The organism is Haliea atlantica (genome assembly GCF_054779855.1).
On the sequence record NZ_BAAGXL010000044.1, the window covers coordinates 1 to 11,047 of the forward strand.

At 56.1% G+C, this 11,047-nt stretch carries 14 protein-coding genes; 2 read left to right on the forward strand and 12 right to left on the reverse strand.

What is annotated here, in order from left to right; genetic code table 11:
• Window positions 1-46: 46 nt before the first annotated feature.
• The 12 genes from ACYVGS_RS17875 to ACYVGS_RS17930 form a co-directional block, all read right to left on the reverse strand.
• Entirely contained in the window at window positions 47-643 is a 597-nt protein-coding gene (locus ACYVGS_RS17875; protein ID WP_460590050.1) for an ATP-dependent nuclease, read from the reverse strand.
• Between the two features lie 88 nt (window positions 644-731).
• On the reverse strand, window positions 732-1,328 hold the full coding sequence (locus tag ACYVGS_RS17880; protein ID WP_460590051.1) for a 3'-5' exonuclease: 597 nt from the start codon (window positions 1,326-1,328) through the stop codon (window positions 732-734).
• 5 nt (window positions 1,329-1,333) lie between these two features.
• Window positions 1,334-2,026, reverse strand: a complete 693-nt coding sequence (locus ACYVGS_RS17885; RefSeq protein WP_460590052.1) for an RES family NAD+ phosphorylase — start codon at window positions 2,024-2,026, stop codon at window positions 1,334-1,336.
• Entirely contained in the window at window positions 2,023-2,424 is a 402-nt protein-coding gene (locus tag ACYVGS_RS17890; protein ID WP_348431041.1) for an MbcA/ParS/Xre antitoxin family protein, read from the reverse strand. Before ACYVGS_RS17890 ends, ACYVGS_RS17885 begins: the two co-directional genes overlap by 4 nt.
• 98 nt (window positions 2,425-2,522) lie before the next feature.
• Complete coding sequence (locus ACYVGS_RS17895) at window positions 2,523-3,251, reverse strand: TIGR03747 family integrating conjugative element membrane protein (protein WP_460590062.1); 729 nt, start codon at window positions 3,249-3,251, stop codon at window positions 2,523-2,525.
• A gap of 5 nt (window positions 3,252-3,256) precedes the next feature.
• Window positions 3,257-5,386, reverse strand: coding sequence for a type IV conjugative transfer system coupling protein TraD (traD, locus tag ACYVGS_RS17900; protein WP_460590053.1), 2,130 nt, complete (start codon window positions 5,384-5,386; stop codon window positions 3,257-3,259).
• Entirely contained in the window at window positions 5,383-5,952 is a 570-nt protein-coding gene (locus ACYVGS_RS17905; RefSeq protein ID WP_460590054.1) for an integrating conjugative element protein, read from the reverse strand. Before ACYVGS_RS17905 ends, traD begins: the two co-directional genes overlap by 4 nt.
• On the reverse strand, window positions 5,939-6,499 hold the full coding sequence (locus ACYVGS_RS17910) for a lytic transglycosylase domain-containing protein (RefSeq protein WP_460590055.1): 561 nt from the start codon (window positions 6,497-6,499) through the stop codon (window positions 5,939-5,941). The genes ACYVGS_RS17905 and ACYVGS_RS17910 overlap by 14 nt, the downstream gene beginning before the upstream one ends.
• Window positions 6,500-6,511: 12 nt before the next feature.
• Entirely contained in the window at window positions 6,512-7,330 is an 819-nt protein-coding gene (locus tag ACYVGS_RS17915; protein WP_460590056.1) for a TIGR03759 family integrating conjugative element protein, read from the reverse strand.
• Entirely contained in the window at window positions 7,320-7,547 is a 228-nt protein-coding gene (locus tag ACYVGS_RS17920; protein WP_460590057.1) for a hypothetical protein, read from the reverse strand. The genes ACYVGS_RS17915 and ACYVGS_RS17920 overlap by 11 nt, the downstream gene beginning before the upstream one ends.
• Entirely contained in the window at window positions 7,547-7,927 is a 381-nt protein-coding gene (gene pilL2 / locus ACYVGS_RS17925; protein WP_460590058.1) for a PilL N-terminal domain-containing protein, read from the reverse strand. The genes ACYVGS_RS17920 and pilL2 overlap by 1 nt, the downstream gene beginning before the upstream one ends.
• Window positions 7,928-8,155: 228 nt before the next feature.
• The gene (locus ACYVGS_RS17930; RefSeq protein ID WP_460590059.1) at window positions 8,156-9,022 is read right to left on the reverse strand and encodes a phage integrase N-terminal domain-containing protein; all 867 of its coding nucleotides are present in this window, start codon (window positions 9,020-9,022) and stop codon (window positions 8,156-8,158) included.
• A gap of 868 nt (window positions 9,023-9,890) precedes the next feature.
• On the opposite strand from ACYVGS_RS17930, the gene ACYVGS_RS17935 reads away from it, so the two are divergent.
• Both ACYVGS_RS17935 and ACYVGS_RS17940 read left to right on the forward strand, forming a co-directional pair.
• Window positions 9,891-10,175 carry a helix-turn-helix domain-containing protein gene (locus tag ACYVGS_RS17935; protein WP_460590060.1) on the forward strand — a complete coding sequence of 95 codons (285 nt, stop codon included), beginning with the start codon at window positions 9,891-9,893 and terminating at the stop codon, window positions 10,173-10,175.
• Window positions 10,168-11,022, forward strand: a complete 855-nt coding sequence (locus ACYVGS_RS17940) for a HipA domain-containing protein (protein ID WP_460590061.1) — start codon at window positions 10,168-10,170, stop codon at window positions 11,020-11,022. The genes ACYVGS_RS17935 and ACYVGS_RS17940 overlap by 8 nt, the downstream gene beginning before the upstream one ends.
• Window positions 11,023-11,047: the final 25 nt, after the last annotated feature.

Sequence of the window (11,047 nt, forward strand, 5' to 3'; positions counted from 1 at the left end):
ATCAACTTCGATGCTGAGCTGTCGATTCATTGATTTCTACAGTTTTTCAACGGCCTGCTAGCGAGATCCTTGCTGCACGCGTCGCCTCCACAAGCGACTCATTGAGGTTATCGGCCTCTGTAATCTTGGCTAGTGCAGTCCCAGCAGCCCATGTGAGCTGCTTATCGCTGTAGGTTCCGATTAAACCAACACCGACTTTTGCTCGATCTGAGGCCTTGAAGTCCACCCCGTCAGGATTACGATCGGTAATGACCTTCCACTTCGGTTCAAGATCTTTTGCAACCACAAGTCTGACATTAAGAACAGGTTCGTCATCGTCTTCTGGTTCGTCATTTAGACTGAACTGGCTCTTACTCCAGCCACGAAGATGCGCACCGTACTTCTTCTCGGCGCAGAACTCGGATGTCAGCTGACCGATGATGACTTCGATTTGAATCGGGTTGTCAGTATTGCAATGATAGAAATCGGAATCGCTGAATGTGTGATTCCATTGAGGGCTAAAGACGCAGCGAATTGCTTCCAGAACTGTTGTTTTTGTGGAATCACCTTTCCCGATAAGGCAGAAAATCCTCTCATCACGGAGATTCCATTCCAGCTTATTAATTCCCCTAAAGTTGAGGACTTCCAGCCTTCTGATTTTCATTTTTACTCCATCAATTTACAATCTGATCTCACGACTTCCCACACATTGGCATTGGGATCAATGCATCTAAAGAACCAGTGGTTATTCACTAATCGTTTGAATCTAAGCCATATTGTTTCATCACTTCCACCACGTGATACGTTAGTTTGCTATCAATTTTTGCTCCATGAATCCCATTACGCTTAGCTCTAAGATCTTCAACATCCAATACTTTTGTCAGAGTATCTAACGACGGTCCTCTGTGGCTGCACGACAGGTTCATTGCCTGCGCCCAGGGAATAGCTGCTTTCTGACTACAAAAAACACCTTGAATTGGCGGCATTGATAAACCGTATCGGGCGACGTGATCCAGCAGGATCGGCCAGTCAAAACTGGCGTTGTGAATGACGATGAGCTGATCTTTTAGATAGTTGGTAATCTGGTTCCATTGAGAATCAAAGGCATCAAATTCTGTAGCCTGTTCGTTGCTAATGCCGTGTATCGACTGCGCTTCTTCTGAAATGTTTTTTTGTGGCCGTGTTTTAAATTCGACGGATGCCGCTTTCTTTCGATTTCTTACCACGGTGATGCCCAGTGTCACGATATTCGGCAGGCCGTTTTCGTCAGGGAGTCCGGTGGTTTCGCTGTCGAGGACGATATAATCGTCCGGGAGTTGGGCGAAGATCCACAGCAGTTCTTTATACATTGCCATCACCTCCTGCCAGTGCCATCGATAGATTCGACGTTGACGATCGCTCCCTGGTCATAGTGGTAGCGCAGATAACGCCAGTGGATCGCATCGGACAGCGCTCGGGCACGCATTACTCCGTAGCACTCCCCTTGCGCTCTCACGCTTTGGTAGTGAACACCAAAGCTTTTGGTATCACGTAACGCATAACCGAGCTGCTGGGCTTCGCCATAATGATCGGGGTCGTAGATGGCGTCCCCAAACAGGTGTCGTACATCATGGAGAGTTGTCGGCCCCAACTGTGCGCGAATCACACGCATTTCCTGAGTGGTCTTGTCGATTCGGGACTCACGCAGGAATCGCGCCCGTTGGTAGGACGATTCGGCGATGGCGACCGCTTCATCGGCGGCGCAGTAATAGATGCCGAAGTCCCGGTTGAAGCGACCGCCTCGGCCATCGACTGGCGGGTGGGTGAAGGCGGCCATGATCCAGGACGCGCCGTCGCCGTAGACCCGGTCTTCCGGCGGCACCAGGCGAATATCACCGACTTCATCCCGTAGCCTGGGATTCGTCAGGGACTCGACAGCGTAGAGCACATCCCAATCCTGTGCGTTGGAGACGCGCTCGAACAGGTGGATCTGCGGGTAGCGGGACAGGATGATCCGATAGACCGATTCATTGACCTCGCTACTAGGTAGCGTATCGATAGCGATCACCAGCCACCCCGCTCCGCATCAAGAAAATCCCTGACCACGGCCAGGTCGACCACCTGACCAGCGAGTATCCGGTCCAGCGGCGCCGTGCCATTGAACAGCGGGTTGTCGTTGGGAGTAGCCAGCCACTGGTCAGCCAGCACCTGATCAGGCAACAGGATTTGCAAGGACTTGTAGATCCCCAAAATGTAGCTGGCCCGTTCCAACAGGTCTCGCGTCAGCTTGGCCTTCTCGGGTTGGCTCTTCCAGTTATAGAGGGTCTTCTCATTGCTGAGCCCCAGTAGCGTCATCTGCTGGGCACCCGTGAGGCGCCACTGGCTGAAGATAGTGAAAATCGCCGGCAGCAGTGAACTGGTGACACTGGAACCGCGTTGCAGCAGTTGTTCGGCTTGAGCGATCATGATTACCTCCTAAACAGCATTCAGACTGTACCTTTACAGTGCTTAAATGCAGCCTAGCAGACTGTAACGGTACAGTCAACTGGTTCGATGACTTTGTATTAAAGGTACTTTTTAAAGGTACTGGCGGTGATGGTGACGGCGAAGGCAAAGGCCAGCGCGAATGGCAGGATGATCCAGGACGGGTGCAAACTGAACGGCAGCGCCAAGTACAACACCCAGGCCATAATGATCAGCGGTATGGCGGCTTTCTTGGCGTAGTGGTACACGAAAGAACTTTCCCTGCCGCCGCCCCAGCGCCGCAGGTCGCGCCGCACCAGTCCATCCACCAGCGCCACCAGGGTGAACAGTCCAAATACCGGCGTGGCCAGCGTCAGGATGGCGAGTCGCACCGCAAAGACCTGGGTGATTTGCATACCCGCCAGCACATAGTCAGCGACGGGGCGGTAAAACCGGTGCAGCACCGGTCTCAGACCGGTCTCCTCCGCAGACGGTACCGGTGTGATCCAATGAATCAGATCCACGAGCCCCGTCCACTCGAAGGCAAACTGGTAGACGCGATCCGAGAGGTTACTGGCGAACACCATCGGCTGGGCGGTTAACCAGCTGCGATGAAAGTCGGTGCCGAGGAACTGCAACTCGTTCACCAGCATCTGTCGACTGTGGCCAAGTCCTTGCTCTTCCCACCAGAACGCCATGCCGATCCACTCCACCAGAATGGAGAACAACAGGGAGAGAAACAGCCATTTGAGGCACTGGGCGATGCCCGTCAGCAACCGGGATACAGTACCCGGCTGTGCAACCGGCCGTCGGGGATCGCGGGGCTCCACCGTGCTCAAGCCTGCTCACCGGCGTCTGAGGGTCGGATCGCGGCCTCGGAGACGGCGTGCCACCAGTGGTCGGTGACCCGGTACCAGTGATCGTTAGTGACATAGCTGCGGCGCATGGCCTCGGCTATCGCCTCAAAGTCATCGGGCATGGCCGTATCCTCGCGGTCGTCCGGCAGCGGGATGCGGATTTTCCAGAGCTGACCGCCTTCCAGTAAAGCGAAAGCCTGCCCCTTGGGTAGTGTGACCATATCGGCGGCAGTTAGCATCGGCACTTCCGAGACACTGATCCGGTCTTCGTTGCGGGATTTGAAGTCGACCCCGGAACCGGGATCCGACGAATCATCGACGCCGGAGACACTCATCAGGGTGAAGACTTCAACCCGCGGTAACTGCTCGGTCAGCATGGCGGCAGTATCCAACTCCTTCACTCGTAGCATCAGCATAGTGTTGAAGTTACCGGCCACCTGCCCCGCTTTGGCCCGACTACCGATACGCGCTTCGACGTCCGACCAGGTCTGGGTGTAGGCCGTGACCTGAAAGCCTGCCCCGCCCGCCTTGTTCAACAGCGGCACGAATTCATCACCGATCAGCTCGTTAAACTCATCCGCATGCAGTGAGATGGTGGGGGTCGAGCGTGATTTGGTTTCCGGGTCTGGCGCATCAGTATCCTTAGCCGCGACACCGTGCTTGTAGATATGCCCCGCGACGGACACCAGATCCGCAAACATGGAATTGCCCACGGCGCTGGCCACCGTGGTGTCCGTCAGCGCATCGAGTCCGACGTAGACAATGCCTTTGCGGCGCACCACATCCATCCATTCAAAGATCGGCCTCGCATCCTGCTCGTCCTGGTAATCCGGTGAGATCAGCCCGGCAATGGTGCCGGTGGTCAGCTTTTCCATCAGCGGGCCGACGGAGCTGACGATCTTGTCGAAATAGGTCTTATCGTATTTGAACGCGGAAATCAGTCCGTCCAGCACGGGATCGTAAATGGCCTTCTCCTGCAGCAAGCGCATGCAGGCGATGGCTTCCATCGACCGCCCACGCAGGGCATTGGGCAGGTTGCGCTCTTTGATATCCGCCGCGCGCGCTTCAACCAGAGACGCCCAGGCTTCGATGTCGGCCACACCGGCGCAGTGGCCGGCGTATTCCACAAACAAGGGCTCGATGTCGTTGATGTAGCGACGGATCTGCTGGTAGTCCGGCCGGCGTTTTAGAGCCACCAAGGCGCGCGCAATGATGTTGACGAAGCGCCAGGCGAACTCCTTGAAGGCAGCGGAGTTGCCCTCGTTGGGCAACTGATTGGCTATACGGGTCGCGACCTCGGTAATGCGGGAGAAGTTACCGATGGCGTTGTAACGCGCCGACAATTCCGGAAAGCCGAGATGAAACAGATAAAAATCGTCCAGCCGACCGGCGCGCTTCGCCTCGGCGTAGATGCGACGCAACAGATCGGCATCCCCTTTCGGATCGAAGACAATGACGACATCGCCCCGGCGGATGTCCTGGGTAATCAGCAGTTCCGCCAGGCGTGTCTTACCGACGCGCGTGGTGCCCAGCACCAGCGTGTGCCCGACCCGTTCGCCCAGATCCATCCACACGGGTTGCTCTTGCGGCTCAACCGCGTGCAGGGCGGGCTTGCCGCCGACGGCCGGTAGTGGCGCCAGCGGGTTCCAGCGGCTGCGACTACGCAGGGCTTTGGCCAGCAAAGACAGGACAGGAATCGATTCCCAGGCCACTTCCTTTTGTCGCGCCCACTGGTATAACGTGCCCGGTTGAACGTAACGTTGAACCTCGGGCTTCAGGGTATCGCGCAGACGCTGGGTGTGTTGCTGGGTCCAGCGGAAACCTTTGCCCAAAAACAGCTTATGGCGACTAACGAGGATCTGGTTTGCCCGCACGTGGTAATCCGGCAGCCGCTTCATGTGATGCTGGTAGCGCAACACACGCCATGCTTGACGGCCCCGCCACAAGCCAAAACCGAAAAAGGTCAGGCTGGTGGCCATTGCGATACCCGGTGGCATCATCAAGGCCCAGGGGGCGAGCCAGGCCAGCGTACCCGCCGCAAACGCCGTACAGGTGGACCACAACTCCACGGGAGGCCGCAACAGCGCTTCCATCGGATGCAGGCTCATTGCCGGATGCCATCACGGGTAATCAATACCGGGTAATGATGAATACCCAGTGCGGCGGCCAGATCACTCCCGGACCCCAGAGTGATGGATAAGTCCTGCGCCACTTCAGCAACCCGTCGAACATCCGCCTCGGTATCGGCTTGTACCAACATGCCCACCGCACCCAGGGCTTTGAGAGTGTCGTGGTGAGTCGCCAGCCATTGCAATGACAACGCATCCGAGCCGATGAGAAAGAAGGGGCGTGGATTCCCTTGCGCCAAACGCGCCAGGGCTTCGGGATTCAGTTGGCTATCGGCGGTATCGCCAACCGCCAATCCGGGTGACCGTATGGGCAATAAATTGCTGAGAGTCGCCGGACCGAGTAAGGACTTTGAAGATAGATTCTGGTCGCTCGTTTCAGCCGGGGCGGTCGATTGAGCCTTCTTTGACAAAAGTGGGCTGAGTAACGGCGCTAAGGGCCGGGTCTGGCCACTGTCATAAATCACCGCCAGCTCAGCCAATGCGGAAGAGTTCATGACCAGCCCGAGCACGAGGGCTGGCAACAATCGTTGTTTAGGGATTTTCAAGGCCTTCCTCCTGTGATGAATCGGTCAACCGCATCCAGTGCGCCTTGACCCGCTGACCATAGCGATCCGCTCGGGCAGGATCGTTAGGTGCGTGATAGCAGCCGGCGCTTTGAATCCAGTGGGTGTGCTCGGCGAAGCAGTCGCGCAGGATCGCAGCAGCCACGCGCAGGTTGTGGTAGGGTTCCAGTGCCTGCCAGGATGACCCCAGAACCGAACGGTGATAACGCCAACTGATTTGCATCAGCCCGATATCCACCGAATTTTTGGTTTCCGTCAACGCCGCCTGCAGTGCTCGCCATGCCACCTGACGCGACGGGAAATAGTGCCCTTCCCCATCAATATTGAGAGCCCACGGCCAGGGGCGAAACTGTCCATCGCTGAGTGAGCTTTGTCCGCTCTCGGTCAAGGCCACCGCGTAAAGCAAACCCGGAGGCAGGCCGTATTCGCTCGCGACTTGCTGATACCCCACTGGCACGGGTTGCGATTGCGCGGCCGTCGACCACCACAGCAAACCGATGACGCAAGCTATGATCGGCCAATTCGCCATGACCGGCGCCCGCTAGAAACGTGATACCGGCAAGGGCGTCAAGCGATCGTCCCGCCGCAGTATCAGTACGGGCAAATCGTGTCCTTGCAGACCCGTATGTGCGGAGACCTTATCGAGCGCACCGGCGTCGATGTTCAGGGTAATCTTGTGCTCGCTCACCCATTGAGGATCGATCTGTTTCGAGGCCGCCCAGTCGCGTATGCGGGATTCCTCACCGGCAAACACATCGATCAGGTACAGATCAATGCCGGAGAACTGTGTGATCTGGCTGACCAATCGCTCCAGCACCGCATCACAGGTGGGGCATTGGGTATCAGTAAAGAACAACACCCTGTCTGAGGACTGCCACACGAATTTTCCAGCCAGACCTTGATCCGGCTTGGTGGACGCTGCAACACCCGGGTCGATCAATAAACCGCTGGGAAACAGACGCCGCTGGGCGTCGTCGTAAGCCCGCTGAAACGCCAGGATGCGCTCGGCATCGTCACGCATCATCACTGCCCATTGTTCAGCGTAGCGCCGACGTTCATCGGCACTGCGGGCGTGGATGCCTAGTACTTCAAGGGGTGACAAGGTCGCAGGACTCACGCTGCCCCGGATTCCCTGCAGCAAAGATTGGTAACGCTGCCATTCCGATTCATCTAATCCCCACTGGTCAGCACGAAACGTTTGAGAGTCGATACGTTCTGTTGCAGATTGCTCAATCGCCAATGTGTTCGAAGATTGTGATTCGGCTGCCTGCCGGGTATCCGCGTTCACAGGCAACGTGATGCAAAGACAGATCCCGATTAATGCGATGGCAGGTTTTCTCACGCGATGCTCAATGGCCATCTTTATTGACCTGTTGATCGACGAGCACGGTCAGATCACGCTGAATGATCAACTGATACCCCTGATCACAAACACGCACGGAGCATCCTCGATCGTCTATCTGATCGCTGATCGAAACCGCCTCGCTTTCAGCACGCGGTTCCGGATCAACTTGCCTGGACTCAGCACCCATAACCCATGCGGTAACAAAAACGATGGCAATGACAAAGGCTTCCATTACTGTGCACCTCCCGTCGCATTGGGGGCGGAAAACTCCGAGCAACGCTCGAACGCAATGAGGCGGTGAACGGGATCCTGGATGAGATGAAAAGCAGGACCGATCACAAGTCCCATCACGGTTTGAAGTGGCATGGGCTCAAAGCGGCGATGCACCGCTGGCAGTGGCAGCGCCAGCATGGCTTTCGCCTCCTCCGACAGCACAGCATCGGCCGCCAGGCGATAGCCGGAATCTCGCAACATCCAGTGGAAAGCCTCCCCCACATTTTCGATGTCGCCTGGAATGGTGATCGCTCTCGTCACCGATAACAGATCCCGCTGCCCGGCGGTCGGCTGAGCGACCATCACTGAATAGCGACCCGTTTGGGTCAGCGTGGTCATTGTTGTGACGGGCCGCTCTGCCGCCACTACCGAATGGCTCCCGACGGCAGCACCAGAACAGCACACCAGTATCGTTAGGAGACGAGGGATTCCGTGATGTTTAAACGAAGACATGTTTTGGCCTCGATCGTGATGAATGGCATCATGATCGCCAAGTGATCTTCTGGCGTGAATGGTTAATCCACTCGGTGAGTGTCGTGCTTATCCATGAGACGCCTCGGCCCAAACTCATCGCCCTAAATACACAGCGCTGATCTGCTCGCGGGCGTGGCCCAATTCGCGACTGATGGTGAGTCGTGCCTGATGGTCCTGCTGTCGTTGCTCAATGCTTAAACTGTTTGCGACCGGTCCACCCGCCGCAGGACAGGCCCAACCGGTCAACGCCTGATAGCGTGACTGGGCGTACGCATGGCGCAGGCCATGCAGTTTTGATAAACCTGCCTGCGTGGTATGACGTTCGTAGGTCCGCAGCTGCTGGATGTAGGTTTTCTGCGGTGGAATCAGGGAACCAGATCCCACCAGTCGGTGGGCACGGTTCAAGACGGCGCGCTGCTCCTGGGTGAGCACCGGCACGATCCGCGTCTTGCCTCCTTTCGTCCAGGTGGCTTTCAGGCGAACGTGATCACCCTGGTCGGCATAAGCTGGGATAAATTTGATCGCCTCCTCCCTGCGCAATCCGAAGGCGCGCTGTAACTCCAGAGTCATTCGCACATGCTCATCTTTAACGCTGCTCAACGCATTGTTACCGACAACCACCGCCTTGGAGTGTTGACTGACGAACTGCCGATCGGGAATGCCGTAGAACTCATTCGATCGGGCGATAACATTGCGTCTATCCACCTTGGCAGCCCACCAGCGCAAGCAATTCATACGGTTTTTAATGGTACCGGCCGCCATGCCCTCGCTGAACCAGCGTTTCACCAGGGCGTCCACGTGCTTCGGCTTTAGGGATCGGGTAGTCATGCGCCGATACCCCATCTCCTGCAGCTGATTGGCAATCTGATTAAGGATGCGTGCGCGATTGGCTTGCGTACTGTAACTGCCATCGCGATTACGCTTGCACAACTGTTTCAACTGGTAGTTCAGGTCTCTCATCGTGTACTTTCCTTCTCTGGTAAGTGTTTCTGACCAACCACAGGCTCGTAGCCTGACTGGGTCCGCGGAAGCGGAAGGGTCAAGGGACACTACTCCCCGTTCGACCTGATAAGCCTGGTCGCAGGCAACCTGGCTGCTCTTCTGCTGAAGATGGTGCCGGGTAAACCAATGGACTCTAAGAGTCAGTTGCGATGGTGAGTACTTCACCTCCTTTTAAATGAGCGGAACCATCGGTCCGCGAGTTGAAAGAAACCGTCGATGAGACGGCGCGTTGAAAAGTCGACTGCTTGCGAGCCGCGTTTGAGGTGGCGTTAGCCAGATTGAAGTGAGGACGAACGTCCTGTTATTGAGGAAACATTGAAGATGAGCTGCAGCTGATGCTGTGCGCCAGGATAGCTCGGCTGGCGCCGTTGCCGTTTTTGCCATTTTTGATGGCGAGGGCGACAATCCTCATCCACGTTACCGCCGTGGCCGCGTATGGAACTGTTTACGTTTCTTGGCCGCTAGTATAGTTAGAGCGAACTCGCTGGGAACGCATCAATCCGAGCGCAATCCGTTGTCGTTCCGTGCTCCGCCGCCCTCGTCACTACCCCGCTTCGCTAAGCAGTGACGAGGGCTTCGTTCGCATCAACCACCACGCCAGGTCTGCGACCTGTCATGGCAATTGAACAGACAAATCTGTTCGACCCACGGTTACACTGGAACCACCATGGGGCTGTACGCTGGCGACCGACAATTTTTACCGTACGGGATATATTCTTACTCAAGCAAGCCAATACCCTGATATTTATCCCGTACGGTAAATATTTGTTGATTTAGCTGCGTCTGCATGCTAATTTTTACCGTACGCTCATTTTTTGGATATATTATGGCTCACGATCAGGTGCAATACGGTGCAATCCGATCCGCTGAGGATCTCGGCAAGCTGGTGCGTGCTCACCGGAAACAGAGAAAACTGACGCTGGAAACGATCTCGGGGCTGGGTAACCTGAGCACCCGCTTTTTATCCGAATTCGAGCGTGGCAAGGAAACTGCGGAGCTGGGCAAAGTGCTAAAAGCGCTGCGCACCCTGGGACTGGAGGTGGTCATCCAGCCGCGCAGGGTTGCCGTGTCCAAGCCGTCGTCCTCACAAGAGGGAGAAGGCCATGCTTGATCCGGATGGTCTCAACGTCTGGAATGATCAGCGACTCGTTGGCTATTTGTGGCGCAACACCCAAGGCCTGATTGGCTTCCGCTACGAAAAGGAATGGCTTACCCAAGGCGGATTTGCCATCTCCCATAGGTTGCCATTGCGACAGGAAGACTTTGTGCCGGAAGAGGGACTCGCCCACCGCTTCTTCGCCAACCTCCTCCCGGAAGGTGGTGCTCGTGATCAGGTTATCCGCGATCTAAAGATCGCCAATACCGATTTTGATCTGCTCAGAGCCATCGGCGGTGAATGCGCCGGGGCCTTGTCGATTCTCCAGGCAGAACAGAAACCTTCCACACAATACGCGTATTACGAACTCTCGGAACAAGAACTCGCCAAGCTTGTGACACGCCGTGGTCAGGTTTATACATGGACTGAAAACGAACGTCCCCGTCTGTCTCTGGCCGGAGCGCAAGACAAGTGTCCGGTGTTGATCAAGAATGGTGCCTGTTGGTTGCCTAAAAAAGAATCGCCTTCCAGCCATATCCTCAAATTCGAATTATCCGATTACCGCCACCTGCCCGCTTACGAAACCTTCACGACACTGCTGGCAGGCGCTATTGGTTTGCCTGTAGTTGATATCCAACTGCGCTCGATAGCAGACACGCACTATGCATTGATTGAGCGCTATGATCGGCACCTTCTGGGTAGCGGTCAGATGGCGAGACTGCATCAGGAAGATTTCTGTCAGGCACTGGGTTTCGGCCACGAACGCAAGTATCAGGAGGATGGCGGCCCTTCCTTCGCAGACTGCTATCGGCTCGTCCAGGATGTCTCTAGCAGGCCGTTGAAAAACTGTAGAAATCAATGAATCGACAGCTCAGCATCGAAGTTGA